The organism is Streptomyces sp. NPDC046379 (assembly GCF_055587785.1).
Genome location: NZ_JBVJFP010000006.1, coordinates 286,671 through 301,545 on the forward strand (window position 1 = coordinate 286,671; position 14,875 = coordinate 301,545).

Sequence of the window (14,875 nt, forward strand, 5' to 3'; positions counted from 1 at the left end):
GATGTTGGCGGTCACTTGCCCTCGGGAACCTTCCAGTCGAACCTCGCCTTGATCGCCGCGCCGTGCGCGGGCAGGTCCTCCGCCTCGGCCAGCGTCACGACGTGGTGCGCGACCTCGGCGAGCGCCTCCCGCGTGTAGTCCACGATGTGGACGCCGCGCAGGAAGGACTGGACGGACAGGCCGGAGGAGTGGCAGGCGCAGCCGCCGGTGGGCAGGACGTGGTTGGAGCCGGCCGCGTAGTCGCCGAGCGAGACGGGGGCCCAGGGGCCGATGAAGATCGCACCGGCGTTCTTCACCCGGTCGGCGACGGCCGCCGCGTCGGCGGTCATGATCTCCAGGTGCTCGGCGCCGTAGGCGTCGACCACCCGCAGCCCTTCCTCGACGCCGTCGACCAGGACGATGGCGGACTGCCGGCCCGCCAGGGCCGGGACGATCCGGTCGTCGACGTGCTTGGTGGCCGCGACCTGCGGCTCCAGCTCCTTCTCGACGGCGTCCGCCAGTCCGGGCGAGTCGGTGACCAGCACGGCGGCGGCCAGCGGGTCGTGCTCGGCCTGGCTGATCAGGTCGGCGGCGACGTGCACCGGGTCGGCGGTGGCGTCGGCCAGCACCGCGATCTCGGTGGGGCCGGCCTCGGCGTCGATGCCGATCCGGCCGGTGAAGTAGCGCTTCGCGGCGGCGACCCAGATGTTGCCGGGGCCGGTGACCATGTTGGCGGGCGGGCAGGACTCGGTGCCGTACGCGAACATCGCGACGGCGGTGGCGCCGCCCGCGGCGTACACCTCGTCCACGCCGAGCAGGGCGCAGGCGGCGAGGATCGTCGGGTGCGGGAGCCCGCCGAACTCGGCCTGGGCCGGGGAGGCGAGCGCCACCGAACCGACGCCGGCCTCCTGGGCGGGCACGACGTTCATGATCACGGAGGACGGGTAGACCGACCGGCCGCCGGGCGCGTACAGCCCCACCCGCTCGACGGGGACCCACTTCTCGGTCACGGAGCCGCCGGGCACGACCTGGGTGGTGTGGGTCGTACGGCGCTGTGCGCGGTGGACGAGGCGGGCGCGGCGGATGGACTCCTCCAGGGCCGCGCGCACGGCCGGGTCCAGTTCCTCCAGGGCGCGCTCCAGCGCCGCGGCCGGGACCCGCACCTGGTCGAGCGTGACGCCGTCGAACTTCTCGGCGAAGTCGATCAGCGCCGCGTCGCCCCGATGATGCACGGCCTCGCAGATCGGCCGCACCTTCTCCAGGGCGGCCGCAACGTCGAAGTCGGCTCGGGGCAGCAGGTCGCGCAGGGCGGGACCCTCCGGGAGGGCGTCGCCGCGCAGATCGATTCGGGAGATCACGCCCTCAATTCTCGCAGACCCGGCAGGGGCGTCGTCCGCGTGTCCCAATGGCTGATACGAGACTCCGCTCACGCGGGGTGACCGTCACCCAAAGAGATGGTCACGTTGAGTGTTCAAGGCGTCACCGAACGGGCATGAACAGCTGTACGAGGGAAGTGAGGCGCGTGAGGAACGCGGGAGGAAGGAGGGACCATCGTGACCGACGGGGCCGGCGTCCGCGACGGGGAGCTGCCGGAGGGGCTGACCGCCGCGGAGGCCGGGATGTGGCAGGCGTTCCGCAACGGCACGGTGTACGACCTGCGCAGCGGTGACACCGAGGAGGACGACCCGCACGGGGCGCGCGAGTGGGACGACGGGCGGACCGTGCGGGCGCGCATCGTGTGCTGGTTGCTGCTGGACGGGCCGCCGGCGCTGGCGGGCCGGGTGTCCGCGCTGAAGCTGGTGGGCGTGCGGGTCAGCGGCACGCTGGATCTGGCGGGCGGCACGGTCGTGCCGTACGTGGAGCTGCACGACTGCCGTTTCGAGCGGGAGGTGCTGCTGCCGGAGACCCAGTTCAAGACCGTGCGGCTGGTGAACTGCTCGGTGCCGCGGCTGGAGGCGGCGCGGATGCACACCGAGGGCGATCTGCACCTGCCGCGCTGCCGGTTCCACGCCGGGATCCGGCTGACCGACGCGCAGATAGGCACCGACCTGCTGCTCAACCAGGCCGTGGTGTACCGGGACCGCAACGGGCGGGCGATCGCGGCGGACGGCATCGGCGTCGGGCAGGACCTGCAGTCCGAGATGCTGGAGGCGCACGGCGAGGTGAGCCTGCGCAGTGCGACGGTCGGCGGCTCGCTGAGCCTGCGCGGGGCGCGGCTGCTCAACCCGTACACGCGCCGCGCGCTCAACGCCCCGCAGCTGAGCGTCGGGCGCACGCTCTATCTGACGCCGGCCGGCATCGGCGGCCCGCAGCTGAGCGGGACCACTCCGGCGCAGGGCACCCGGGTGCAGAACTTCGAGTGCCAGGGCGGGGTGCGGCTGGACGACGGGCGGTTCGGGGACGCGGTGGACTTCGACGGCGCGCGTTTCGTCCTGACCGACGAGCAGGAGCTGTCGCTGCGCCGGGTGCAGGTGCCGGAGCTGCGGTTCCTCGGGGAGCGGCCGAAGCGGGGCTCGGTCGTGCTGTCCGGGGCGCGGGTGGGCAACCTGGTCGACCGGGCGAGCAGCTGGCCGGCGCCGGGCGGTCTGCACATGCCCGGCTTCGCCTACGACACGCTCGTGCCGCGCGGCCCCTTCTCGCTGGCCGAGCGCCTGCGGTGGGTGGCCGCGGCGACCGCCGAGTACAACCCGGAGCCGTACGAGCGGCTGGCCGCGGTGCTGCGGGCGTGCGGCGAGGACGAGGACGCCCGCGAGGTGCTGCTCGCCAAGCAGCGGCGGCGCCGCGAGACGCTGCCGCCGGCCGCGAAGCTCTGGGGGTACGCCCAGGACTGGACGGTGGCCTACGGGTACCGGCCGGGGCGGGCCGCGGTGTGGATGGCGGTGCTGTGGGCGGCGGGGTCGCTGGCGTTCGCGTCGGCGGGGCGGCCGGAGACGGGCGGGCGGGACGGCCACCCCCCGTGGAATCCGGCGCTGTTCGCCCTGGACCTGCTGCTTCCGGTGATCGAGCTGGGGCAGACCGGGTTCTGGCATCTGAGCGGCGGCTGGCAGTGGCTGGCGGCTGCGATGATCCTGCTGGGCTGGGTCCTGGCGACGACGGTCGCGGCGGGCGCGACCCGGCTGCTGCGGCGCAGCTGAGGGGCCGGGCGGGGGCGGGGCGGACGCGCGCGCCGCGCCGACCATTAGGCTCTTGCGTCGTGACCACCGTCCGGCTGCCGCTCTTCCCCCTGAACTCGGTGCTGTTCCCGGGACTCGTCCTCCCGCTGAACGTCTTCGAGGAGCGCTATCGCGCGATGATGCGCGCCCTGTCGAAGACGCCGGAGGACGAGCCGCGGCGTTTCGCCGTCGTGGCGATCCGCGACGGACACGAGGTGGCGGCGACCGCGCCCGGCATGCCCGACCCGACGGCCCGGCCCGAACGGGGTCCCGCGGCCGGTTTCGGCGCCGATCCGGTGAAGGCGTTCCACGGCGTGGGCTGCGTGGCCGACGCGGCGACGATCCGGGAGCGGGCGGACGGCACGTTCGAGGTGCTGGCGACGGGCACGACCCGGGTGCGGCTGCTGTCGGTGGACGCGTCGGGGCCGTATCTGACGGCGGAGCTGGAGGAGCTGGAGGAGGACCCCGGCGACGAGGCGGGGGCGCTGGCCGAGGGGGTGCTGCGGGCTTTCCGGCAGTACCAGAAGCGGCTGGCGGGGGCGCGGGAGCGGTCGCTGACGACGGGTGCGGAGCTGCCGGACGAGCCGTCGGTGGTGTCGTACCTGGTGGCGGCGGCGATGATGCTGGACACGCCGACCAAGCAGCGGCTGCTGCAGGCGCCGGACACCGCCTCGCGGCTGCGCGACGAGCTGAGGCTGCTGCGCTCGGAGACGGCGATCATCCGTACCCTGCCGTCACTGCCCGCGTCGGACCTGACGCGGAACCCTACGAGCCTCAACTGAACCTGGTGACGAGCGGATGGCGAAGAAGTCCAAGAAGCAGCAGTCCGGCGGCACGCCCGCGACGGTGGCGCTGACCGCGGCGGGGGTGGAGCACACGATCCACTCCTACGACCACGACCCGGCCCACCCCTCCTACGGCGAGGAGGCGGCCGAGGCGATGGGCGTGTCCCCCGACCGGGTGTTCAAGACGCTGGTGGCGGACGTGGACGGCGCCCTGACGGTGGCGGTGGTGCCGGTGGCCGGCTCCCTGGACCTGAAGGCCCTGGCGTCTGCGGTGGGCGGCAAGCGCGCGACCATGGCCGACCCGGCCCTCGCGGAGCGCACGACCGGCTATGTGCGCGGCGGCATCTCCCCGCTGGGCCAGCGCAAGAAGCTCCCCACGGTCCTGGACGCCTCGGCGGGCGCCCACGCCACCATCTGCGTCTCGGCGGGCCGCCGCGGCCTGGAGGTGGAGCTGTCTCCGTCGGCCCTGGCCGAACTGACGGACGCGACCGTGGCCCCGATCGGCCGCCCCTGACGCCCCGACCGTTCCGGCCCGCTGCCGCGCCCGGAGGGGAGCGACCGGGCCGCGCCGGCCCCGCGGCTGGCGGCTGCTTGCGGCTGCTTGCGGCTGCTTGCGGCTGCCTGGGGAGCCGGTCGTGCAGGTGGAGGGTTGCTTCGGGCCGGTCGTAGGGCAGGAGGCTGCTTCCGGCTACTTCGGGGGCGGGCCGTAGGGAAGGGGTCCCACGGGGTCCGGCTCCCGGGACGTGAACAGGGCCATCAGGCCCAGGTGGGTCAGCAGGGCCGCCATGGGCCAGGCCAGCAGGGCGCCCTTGGCCGAGAGCTTGAGGGGCGCGGAGAACGCCGTTCCCCGGCCGACCTCCTTCGCGTGGGCCAGCACGTCCTCGGCGGGCCCCAGCCAGACGCCCACTCGCCAGGCGACCAGCGAGCCCAGCAGGCCGCCGACGGCCAGCGCGACCACGCCCGGCACTCCCCCGCGCCGGCGCAGCAGGAACACGGCCACCGCGCTGACGGCGCCGAAGGCCAGAGCGAGCAGGGTGAACGTTCCGTCGACGCCGATCGACTGCTCGCCCTCGGTGTCCTTGAGGTACACCACCCAGCCGCCGTCCACGACGTCGCCGACCAGCGGGACGCGGGGCGCGAGCAGGTTCCACAGCAGGCCGAGCACCAGCCCGGCGAGGGCGACGGCCACCGTGATCAGCACGGCCTCGCGCACCTCGGCGCGTATCCCGGCGCCGTCGTCCACGGCCGGGACCGGGGGCGCCGCGTCGGCGGGCGAAGGCGACCACGGCTGGTGCGAGGACGGTTCGTGCGGCTGTGGAGGCGGCGTCAACGGTGCTGTCACCCTGACATCGTGCCAGGCCCGCCCGCCCGGCGCGTCACCGGACGGCAGCCCGCCGGTACGCCAGGGTGGCCACGGCCAGCGAGATCATCCCGACCCCGGCGCACACCGCGAGGTTCCCCGCGACCAGCGCCCAGTCCGGCTCGGCGGCGAAGGTCCGGGCGTACGCCTCGACGCCGTACGTCGACGGCAGAAGCTCCCGCACCAGGCGGACGATCCCCGGCATCCGGTCGGGCGGCAGCACACCCAGCAGCAACGCCCCCGACATGCCCAGCTGCCCGAGCAGCGTGGCCAGCTCGGGCCGCGGCGCGAGCAGCCCGCACGCCGCGCCGAGCCCGGCGAGCGCGGCCCCGGCCAGCGGGATCACCGCCAGCAGCACCCACAGATGGGTCAGCGGCAACCCGAACAGCAGGCACCCGAAGACGGCCGTGACGATCGTCCCCGGCACGGTGAACGACGCGTAGGCCCCGGCCGCCCCCAGCACCACCGCCGCGGGCGGCACCGGCAGCGTGGCGTAGTGGTCGAGCCCTCCGGTGGCCCTGAGCTGCCCGAAGTACTGCGCGAGCAGGTTCAGCGCGACGAAGGCGACGACCACCACCGAGGAGCCGGCCACCACGAACCGCGCCTCGCCCGCGCCGTCCACCACGCCGCGCATCATGATCATGATGCCGACGGACTGGAAGGTGGCGACGAACAGCAGCGGTATGCGCGCGACCCGCGCCCGGGACAGCTGCGCCCGGTACACGGCCGCCAGCGACGGCCACAGCCGGGCCGCCGGGGCCAGTTCGGCCGCGCGCCGGGCGGGGCCCTCGACGGCCCGGGCACTGCCCGGCAGAGCCTCTGCGGGTACGACACTCACGTCGCGGTGCTCCCTCTCCCGGTGTCCACTGGGGCGGCCGTCCTGTTCCGTACGGGTACGGATGCCGCGGTCCCGACGCTCAGGCGTGCTGCCTCGCGGGCCCGTGCCGCCGTGCGCGCGCTCACGCCTTCACCAGCCCCTGCCGGGCCGCCCCGCCCAGCGCCATGTACACGTCCTCCAGGCTGGGCGTGGTGAGCGTGAAGTCGTCCAGCGCGGCGAAGGCGGCCCCGCCGGTCACGGTGGAGACGACCGCGCGGGCCTCCTCGGGGGCCAGCCGCAGCGTCCAGCGGCGTCCCGACTCCTCCGCCCGGTCGCGCAGCGCGGCGACCTCGGGCACGTCCAGCGGCGCCCGTTCCCGCCACACCAGGTCGACCCGTACCTCGCCGGCGACCTGTTCCTTCAGTCCGGCCGGGGTGTCGCAGGCGATCACCCGGCCGCGGTCGAGGACGGCGACCCGGTCCAGGACCGTCTCGGCCTCGATGACGTTGTGGGTGACCAGCAGCACGGTCGTGCCGCGCTCGGCGCGCCGCCGGTCGACGGCCGACCACACCGCCCGCCGGGCCGCCGGGTCCATGGCGGCGGTCGGCTCGTCCAGCACCAGCAGCGGACGCTCCCCGACCAGCGCCGCCGCGAAGCAGGCCAGCCGCCGCTGCCCGCCGGACAGCTTCTTCAGGGGGCGCCCGGCGATCCCGGTCAGACCCAGTTCGTCGAGTACCTCGTCGCGCTCGGCGCGCGCCCGGCGTGCGTCCAGGCCGCGCAGCCGCCCGGTCGTCTCGGCCGCGAGCGACACCGTCAGCTCGTCCAGGGCCGTGGACTCCTGACCGAGGTAGGCGAGGATGCGCGAGGCGCGCTCAGGGTGGCGCACGATGTCGTGGCCGAGGATCTCGACGCTCCCGCCGTCGGGCCGCATCAGCCCGGTGATCTGCCGGACGAGGGTGGACTTGCCGGCCCCGTTGGGTCCGAGCAGCCCGAAGATCTCACCGCGCCGTACGTCGAGCCGTACGTCGTCGGTGGCACGCACCTCGGGGGTCCCCGGCGCGCCGCGCCGCGCGCGGACCGCCGGATAGGTCTTCGTCAGCCCGCGCACCGCACACACGACCTCCCCACCGGTCCCGAAGTCCTGTGCCATGCGCGTACTCACAAGGAACGAGACTACGGGGTCCCCGGCCCCCGCTCGCCCCGGGGGCGGCCCCCGGGGAGAATTCGGCCGCAACGCAGATCAATCACGGCAGCAGTGCACCGCGGCTTCCACCACCGCTCGACCACGGCTCCCCCGGGACTCGAGCGCCCCTCCGCCACCGCTCCACGACGGGCGGCGTGAGGCGGCCCGCCCGGGCCGTCGCGCCGCCGCGGGCGCGCTGTCGCGCACGGGCGGGGCCGCCACTTCTCCCCTCCGCCACGGCGGAACGGGGCCGCCCGCCCTCTCCGCGAGCCGCGAGGCGAGGGCGGGGCGGGGGCGGGACGAGGGCCGGGCGGGGGCGGGGACGCGGCAGTTCACGCCGTGGGACATGCCCTGCCGGACGGGCGCAGGCCGCCACTCGGCCACGCGCGTTCCCCGGCCGCAGGCGCCGCCGGTCAGGCCCTCACGGCCTCGTGCTCCCCCGCAGGCCCCCGTGCACCGCCACCCCACGGCCACGGGCCACCCCACCGCGGGGCGGGCCCGCCGCCACCTCCGGGACGCTTCCCCGCGGGCACAGACCGCCACTCGGGCGCCGCCGCCGGCGCGCTCCGGGCCACGGGTGCGGGCTTTCGACGCACGGGACCCGTACCGCGCCCCGCCCCGTACGCGCCCGCCGCGCGCCCGTGCTGCCGTCACTCCGCCGCAGGCGCCTGCTCCGCCGCCGTGCGGACGTCGACCTCGCGCCAGAAACCGGCCCGGATCGCGTACCGGTCGTGCTCGTCGATCTGGTCGTCCTTGTGGGCGAGCAGCCCGAAGCGGGCGGCGTAGCGCAGCAGTTCGCCGTCGATGCGGTGCGGAATGCGCGGGTACATTCCGGAGAGCCGCTGCAGATGGGTCTGGTCGCCGAGCCGGGACATCCACCGCCGAGCGAACACCTGCCCGACCTCGTAGGGGTCGCCGCCGACGGTGGTGATGTCCTCCTCGCGGTCCGCCCAGCGCTGCTCGGCCGTGGTCAGCTGGGCCAGCGTCGGCATGGAGGCGACCTCGGGCGGCTCGGCTGCGGCGCCGGGCCGGTCGACCCAGCCCTTGTCGGAGGACCAGCGCAGGGTCGCGGTCGGCGGCTGCCGGTCGGCGGGCTGGGCCTGGCTGCCGTGCGCGCGCAGGGCGGCCAGGTCCTTCGGGGTGGGCACGCCCTTGACGGTCGGCGGGCGCTCGGTGGAGCCGTTGTGCCCGGCGGCGGCCGGCGTCCGGTGCGGGCTCGGCTCGGTGGTCCGCTCGGGCGTGGTGGCGAGAGCGGACTCGGGCAGCGGCGCGGAGAGGATCGCCGCGATCTCGGGACGCGGCGCGGGCGGCGGCGCGCACACCCCGGACAGCTCCTTGGCCCGTACGGCCTGAGTGATCCAGGCGCGGTCCAGCACCCGCCGTTCGTCGGCCTCGGCGACCAGGTCCTCGGACTGGTTGTAGTCGCCGTCGGCGGCCTGAACGGCCCACAGGTGCACGGCGACCCCGTGCTCCTTGGCGGCCATCATGCCCGGCAGCAGATCGCCGTCGCCGGTGACCAGCACGACGTCGGAGCAGGCGCGGTTGCGGGCCAGCTCGGTCAGCTCGGCGTGCATGGCGGCGTCGACGCCCTTCTGGTTCCAGCGGCCGTCGCTGCGGGTCAGGGCGCCGAGGCGGACCGTGACGCGGGGCATCACGCGCAGTCTTCGGTGCTCGGGCTGCGGGACGCGGTCGGGGGCGCCGTCGAACCAGTAGATGCGCAGCAGCGGCTGCCGCGTGTCGGACTCGGCGCGCTCGCGCAGCCCCTGGATGAGGGCGGCGTGGTCCACGGTGATCCGGGACCGTGAGGGTTCCCCGGCGAGGAGACTCGCCGCGGCCCCCAGCAGATACCCGGCGTCCACCAGGACGATGCAGCGGTCCACGCGATCCACCCTCTTTCCGGGAGGTTTGCTTCCGGCTTGCTTCGAGTCTGCCCGACCACGCGTGGGTTAACGGCCGGAACTGGATCTTCGGCGTGGCGTTTCGCGGTTTCGACCGGCCATGCCCCTTGTCACAGACGGTAATTATCCGACATGCGGTCCGTGTCGGGCTATGTGAATCTGGTCCCGGCCCTGGCCTTTAGATACCCCACAGGAGGCACCCCATGGCCAAGAACAAGAACCGTGACCGGAAGCAGCCGCGATCCGAGCGCGCCCGGCAGGATGCCCAGCCGTCCGTGATGGAGCCGCCCGCCGAGGAGCGCACCACACAGGTGACGCCGGGCGCCATGAGCCCCAAGGGCCGGCACAAGCGTTTCGGCCACAACTGATCGGCCCGGGCTGATCGGCCACGGCTGATCGACCACGACGCGGTCGGCCGCACCCGGTCGGCCACATCGGATCGGTGGCGGACCGGGCCGCCGCGGTCCGGACGCACGACGAGGGGCGCACCCGCTGCCGGGGTGCGCCCCTCGTGTCACGACGGCCGCTCAGCCGGCCAGGCAGGACGGTCCCAGCAGCACCTTCAGATCGCCGAAGAGCGCCGGGTCCGGCTTGACCCGGTGCCGGTCCAGGCGCAGCACGGTCGTCCTGGTCGGGCCCTGGAGCTTGATCCGGACCTCGCTGTCGCCCTTGTGGTGGCTGAGGATCTCACCGAGACGGCTGACCATGGGCGGGGTGACCCGGGTGGCCGGGATGGTGAGGACGACGGGGGCGTTGGTCCCGGCCATGGACAGGTCGGGGACCATCAGCTCCATCGCGACCAGCCGCGGCACGTCCTCGCGCTTGTCGAGCCGGCCCTTGACGAACACCACGGCGTCCTCGACGAGCTGGGTGGACACCAGCTGGTAGGTCGCCGGGAAGAACATGCACTCGATGGAACCGGCGAGGTCCTCGACGGTGGCGATCGCCCAGGCGTTGCCCTGCTTGGTCATCTTGCGCTGGAGGCCGGAGATGATGCCGCCGATGGTGACGACCGCCCCGTCCGCGTGCTCGCCGCCGGTGAGCTGGGCGATGCCCGCGTCGGCCTTGTCGGACAGCACGTGCTCCAGGCCGAACAGCGGGTGGTCGGAGACGTACAGGCCGAGCATCTCGCGCTCCTGGGCGAGCAGGTACGTCTTCTCCCACTCGTCGGTGGAGAACTCCACGTCCAGCCCGAAGCCGGGCTCGCTGCCGGTGTCCTCGCCCATGCCGCCGAAGAGGTCGAACTGGCCCTCGGCCTCCTTGCGCTTGACCGCGACCACGTTGTCGATCATCGGCTCGTACTGCGCCGTCAGGCCCTTGCGGGTGTGGCCCATCGAGTCGAAGGCGCCGGCCTTGATCAGCGACTCCGTGGTGCGCTTGTTGCAGACGACCGCGTCGACCTTGTCGAGGTAGTCGGGGAAGGAGGCGTACTTCCCCTTCGCCTTGCGGCACTTGATGATCGACTCGACGACGTTCTGCCCGACGTTGCGGACCGCGGACAGGCCGAAGAGGATCACGTCGTCGCCCTGCGCGGCGAAGTTGGCCTCGGACTCGTTGACGTTCGGCGGCAGGACCCGGATGCCCATGCGGCGGCACTCGTTGAGGTAGATCGCCGACTTGTCCTTGTCGTCCTTGACGGACGTGAGCAGGGCGGCCATGTACTCGGCGGGGTGGTTCGCCTTGAGGTAGGCGGTCCAGTACGACACCAGTCCGTACGCCGCCGAGTGCGCCTTGTTGAAGGCGTAGCCGGCGAACGGCACCAGCACGTCCCACAGCGCCTGGACGGCCTCGTCGCTGTAGCCGTTCTTGCGGGCGCCGGCCTGGAAGATGACGAAGTTCTTCTCCAGTTCCTCGGGCTTCTTCTTGCCCATCACGCGGCGGAGGATGTCGGCCTCGCCGAGCGAGTAGCCCGCGATGATCTGGGCGGCCTTCTGCACCTGCTCCTGGTAGACGATCAGGCCGTAGGTGACGTCCAGGACCTCCTTGAGCGGCTCCTCCAGCTCGGGGTGGATCGGCGTGATCTCCTGCTGCCCGTTCTTGCGCAGCGCGTAGTTCGTGTGGGAGTTCATGCCCATCGGGCCCGGCCGGTACAGGGCCGACACGGCGGAGATGTCCTCGAAGTTGTCGGGCTTCATCAGCCGCAGCAGCGAGCGCATGGGGCCGCCGTCGAACTGGAAGACGCCGAGGGTGTCGCCGCGCTGCAGCAGTTCGAAGGTCGTGGGGTCGTCCAGGGGCAGCGACAGCAGGTCGATGTCGATGCCCTTGTTGGCCTTCACCATCTTGACGGCGTCGTCCATGATGGTGAGGTTGCGCAGGCCCAGGAAGTCCATCTTCAGCAGGCCGAGCGACTCGCAGCTCGGGTAGTCCCACTGGGTGATGGTGACGCCGTCGGTGTGCCGGACCCAGACGGGGACGTGGTCGGTGATGGTCTCGCTGGACATGATCACGCCGGCCGCGTGCACGCCCATCTGCCGGACCAGGCCCTCCACGCCCCGCGCGGTGTCGATGACCTTCTTCACGTCGGGCTCGTTCTCGTACATCGCCCGGATCTCGCCCGCCTCGGAGTAGCGGGGGTGGCTCGGGTCGGTGATGCCGGAGAGCGGGATGCCCTTGCCGAGGACGTCCGGCGGCATGGCCTTGGTCAGGCGGTCGCCCATGGCGTACGGGTAGCCCAGCACGCGCGCGGAGTCCTTGATGGCGTTCTTCGCCTTGATGGTGCCGTACGTGCCGATCATGGCGACCTTGTCGGCGCCGTACTTCTCCGTGACGTACCGGATCACCTCGACGCGCCTGCGCTCGTCGAAGTCGATGTCGACGTCGGGCATGGAGATGCGCTCGGGGTTGAGGAACCGCTCGAAGATCAGGCCGTGCGGGATGGGGTCGAGGTCGGTGATGCCCATGGCGTAGGCGACGATCGAGCCGGCCGCGGAGCCCCGGCCGGGGCCGACCGCGATGCCCTGCTTCTTGGCCCACATGATGAAGTCGGCGACGACGAGGAAGTAGCCCGGGAAGCCCATCGAGATGATGACGTCCATCTCGTACTCGGCCTGCTTCCACCGGTCCTCGGGGATGCCGCCGGGGTAGCGGCGCTCCATGCCGCGGCGGACCTCCTCCTTGAACCAGGTGACCTCGGTGTGGCCCTCGGGGATGTCGAACTTGGGCATGAGGTCGCGCTTCTCGAACATGCCCGTGGTGTCGACCATCTCGGCGATCAGGAGCGTGTTGGCGCAGCCCTGCTGCCAGGCGTCCGAGGAGTCGATGGCGTACATCTCGTCCGTGGACTTCAGGTAGTAGCCGGTGCCGTCGAACTTGAAGCGGTCCGGGTCCGAGAGGTTCTTGCCGGTCTGGATGCACAGCAGCGCGTCGTGGGCGCCGGCCTCGTGCGCGTACGTGTAGTGGGAGTCGTTGGTGACCAGCGGGGGGATGCCGAGCTTGCGGCCGATCTCCAGCAGTCCGTCACGGACCCGGTGCTCGATGTCGATGCCGTGGTCCATCAGCTCCAGGAAGTACTTGTCCTTGCCGAAGATGTCCTGGTAGTCGGCGGCGGCCTTGAGGGCCTCGTCGAACTGGCCGAGGCGCAGCCTGGTCTGCACCTCGCCGGAGGGGCAGCCGGTGGAGGCGACGATGCCCTCGGACCACTGCGAGATGGTCTCCTTGTCCATCCTGGGCCACTTCTGCAGCCAGCCCTCGGCGTAGGCGTCCGAGGAGAGGCGGAAGAGGTTGTGCAGGCCGGTCTTGTTCACCGCCCACATCGTCTTGTGGGTGTAACCGCCGGAGCCGGAGACGTCGTCCCGCTTCTGGTGCGGCTGGCCCCAGAGGATCTTGCGCTTGTTGCGCCGGGACTCGGGGGCGACGTACGCCTCGATGCCGATGATCGGGGTGATGCCGGCCTTCTGCGCGGAGTGGAAGAAGTCGTAGGCGCCGTGCAGGTTGCCGTGGTCGGACATGGCGATGTGCGTCATGCCCATCTCGTTGCAGGCGTTGAACATGTCCTTCAGCCGCGCGGCACCGTCCAGCAGCGAGTACTGGGTGTGGACGTGCAGGTGCGTGAACGGCGGCTTTGACACGGTTTCGGCCTCCAGGGCAAACGGACGTCGACGGGGTCCCGACCGTCCGGGGACGGTCCGGGGGACAGCTGCGAAGTCTATGCCTCGCCGCTGACATCGTGCGGGCACTCCGGCGTACCTTCGGACGTTGGAAGGTGACGGACGCAGCGTCCGCACAGGTGAGGCACCACCCCGTACCAGGAGGCACCCGGCGATGTCGTTTCCGCAGCTCAGCGACGAGCGACGCGGCGAGGAGATCCTCGCCGTCCTCGACACCGCGTTCGGCGAACTCCTGGCCGCCGACCCGGCCGCGTTCCGGGTGAAGTTCCGGAAGATGGCCGCTTCGGCGTTCGCGTTCTACCGGGGCACGGCGTGCCTCTTCTACCACGACCTCGCGGACGAGAAGCGCGGCGGGCCGTATCTGGACGAGCGCACCTCGCGGGTGTGGATCCACGGCGATCTGCACGCCGAGAACTTCGGCACGTACATGGACGCCACCGGCCGGCTGATCTTCAACGTCAACGACTTCGACGAGGCGTACGTCGGCCCCTTCACCTGGGACCTCAAGCGCTTCGCCGCCTCCATCGCCCTCGTCGGCTACGCCAAGGCGCTCAGCGACGAGCAGATCACCGAGCTGGTGCGGATCTACGCCGCCGCCTACCGCGAGCGCGTGCACTCCCTGGCCACCGGAGCCAAGAACGACGAGGTGCCGCCGTTCACCCTGGACACCGCCGAGGGGCCGCTGCTGGACGCGCTGCGCGACGCCCGCTCGCTGACCCGGTTCGGGCTGCTGGACTCGATGACCGAGATCCGGGACTTCGAGCGCCGGTTCGCCCCGGGCGGCGGCTCCGTCGAGCTGGACGCGGCCACCCGCTACAAGGTGCTGGCCGGCTTCGACGGCTATCTGGAGACGCTGCCGGAGACGTCGCTGGCCCGCCCGGACTCCTACCGGGTCAAGGACGTCGTGGGGCGGCGCGGCATCGGGATCGGCTCGGCGGGGCTGCCGTCGTACAACATCCTGCTGGAGGGGCACAGCGACGCCTTGGAGAACGACGTCGTGATCTACATCAAGCAGGCCCAGACCCCGGCCGTCTCCCGGCACGTCACGGACCCGGCGATCCGCGAGTACTTCCTGCACGAGGGCCACCGCACGGTGATCTCCCAGCGCGCCCTCCAGGCGCACGCCGACCCGTGGCTGGGCTGGACCGAGCTGGACGGGCGCGGGCAGTTGGTCGCCGAGGTGTCGCCGTACGCCGTCGACCTGGACTGGGGCGACATCGACGACCCGGAGGAGATCGCCGCGGTGGTGGCCGACCTCGGCCGGGCCACGGCCAGCATGCACTCGGCCGCCGACGACGACAGCGGTCACTCGGAGCTGGTGCCGTTCTCCACGGAGCGGGCCATCGACGCGGCCATCGCGGCCGACGAGGAGGGCTTCGCGCCGCTGCTGGTGGACTTCGCGCACAGCTACGGCGCACGCGCGCGTGCCGACCACCAGACCTTCCTCGACCTGTTCCGCAACGGCCGCATCCCCGGCCTCTGACCGGCCCCGGCGACTCCCGCCCCGCCCTCGCCGGGCCCTCGCCCCGTTCCGGACCCCCCTCGCCCCGTTCGGACCCGCCCTCGCCCCGGCGCGGGCCGCTCACAGGAACCCT

The 14,875-nt window shown here is 72.7% G+C and carries 11 protein-coding genes; 5 read left to right on the forward strand and 6 right to left on the reverse strand.

The features are described 5' to 3' along the window. Positions 1-11: 11 nt before the first annotated feature. Positions 12-1,337: a histidinol dehydrogenase gene (gene hisD / locus ACZ6KF_RS13945; RefSeq protein ID WP_469238512.1), complete on the reverse strand. Its 1,326-nt coding sequence runs from the start codon at positions 1,335-1,337 to the stop codon at positions 12-14. 195 nt (positions 1,338-1,532) lie between these two features. Here hisD and ACZ6KF_RS13950 point away from each other — a divergent pair, with 195 nt between their 5' ends. The 3 genes from ACZ6KF_RS13950 to ybaK are packed head-to-tail and all read left to right on the forward strand — an operon-like array spanning position 1,533 to position 4,430. Further along, the gene (locus tag ACZ6KF_RS13950) at positions 1,533-3,113 is read left to right on the forward strand and encodes an oxidoreductase (protein ID WP_356634339.1); all 1,581 of its coding nucleotides are present in this window, start codon (positions 1,533-1,535) and stop codon (positions 3,111-3,113) included. Between the two features lie 59 nt (positions 3,114-3,172). Beyond that, complete coding sequence (locus tag ACZ6KF_RS13955; protein ID WP_469158138.1) at positions 3,173-3,913, forward strand: LON peptidase substrate-binding domain-containing protein; 741 nt, start codon at positions 3,173-3,175, stop codon at positions 3,911-3,913. A gap of 16 nt (positions 3,914-3,929) precedes the next feature. Beyond that, entirely contained in the window at positions 3,930-4,430 is a 501-nt protein-coding gene (gene ybaK / locus ACZ6KF_RS13960) for a Cys-tRNA(Pro) deacylase (protein ID WP_356634335.1), read from the forward strand. Between the two features lie 174 nt (positions 4,431-4,604). Here the strand turns inward: ybaK and ACZ6KF_RS13965 are convergent, their stop codons facing one another. The 4 genes from ACZ6KF_RS13965 to ACZ6KF_RS13980 all read right to left on the reverse strand — a co-directional run bounded on the left by ACZ6KF_RS13965 (position 4,605) and on the right by ACZ6KF_RS13980 (position 9,156). Beyond that, the gene (locus ACZ6KF_RS13965) at positions 4,605-5,258 is read right to left on the reverse strand and encodes an AAA family ATPase (protein WP_469158137.1); all 654 of its coding nucleotides are present in this window, start codon (positions 5,256-5,258) and stop codon (positions 4,605-4,607) included. Positions 5,259-5,292: 34 nt separating this feature from the next. After that, positions 5,293-6,114, reverse strand: coding sequence for an ABC transporter permease (locus ACZ6KF_RS13970; RefSeq protein ID WP_356634331.1), 822 nt, complete (start codon positions 6,112-6,114; stop codon positions 5,293-5,295). 121 nt (positions 6,115-6,235) lie between these two features. Further along, positions 6,236-7,210 (reverse strand): ABC transporter ATP-binding protein, encoded by a 975-nt coding sequence (locus tag ACZ6KF_RS13975; protein ID WP_356634402.1) that lies wholly within the window; start codon positions 7,208-7,210, stop codon positions 6,236-6,238. Between the two features lie 716 nt (positions 7,211-7,926). Beyond that, positions 7,927-9,156 carry an NYN domain-containing protein gene (locus tag ACZ6KF_RS13980; protein WP_469238513.1) on the reverse strand — a complete coding sequence of 410 codons (1,230 nt, stop codon included), beginning with the start codon at positions 9,154-9,156 and terminating at the stop codon, positions 7,927-7,929. A 221-nt stretch (positions 9,157-9,377) separates the two neighbouring features. Here ACZ6KF_RS13980 and ACZ6KF_RS13985 point away from each other — a divergent pair, with 221 nt between their 5' ends. After that, a complete protein-coding gene (locus ACZ6KF_RS13985) occupies positions 9,378-9,542 on the forward strand; it encodes a hypothetical protein (RefSeq protein WP_356634327.1) in 165 nt (54 codons plus the stop codon). Positions 9,543-9,701: 159 nt separating this feature from the next. Here ACZ6KF_RS13985 and dnaE read toward each other — a convergent pair whose 3' ends face one another. After that, positions 9,702-13,241: a DNA polymerase III subunit alpha gene (dnaE, locus tag ACZ6KF_RS13990; RefSeq protein WP_356634325.1), complete on the reverse strand. Its 3,540-nt coding sequence runs from the start codon at positions 13,239-13,241 to the stop codon at positions 9,702-9,704. 193 nt (positions 13,242-13,434) lie between these two features. On the opposite strand from dnaE, the gene ACZ6KF_RS13995 reads away from it, so the two are divergent. Then, positions 13,435-14,763 (forward strand): DUF2252 domain-containing protein, encoded by a 1,329-nt coding sequence (locus tag ACZ6KF_RS13995; protein ID WP_469238514.1) that lies wholly within the window; start codon positions 13,435-13,437, stop codon positions 14,761-14,763. The last annotated feature ends 112 nt before the right edge of the window (positions 14,764-14,875 follow it).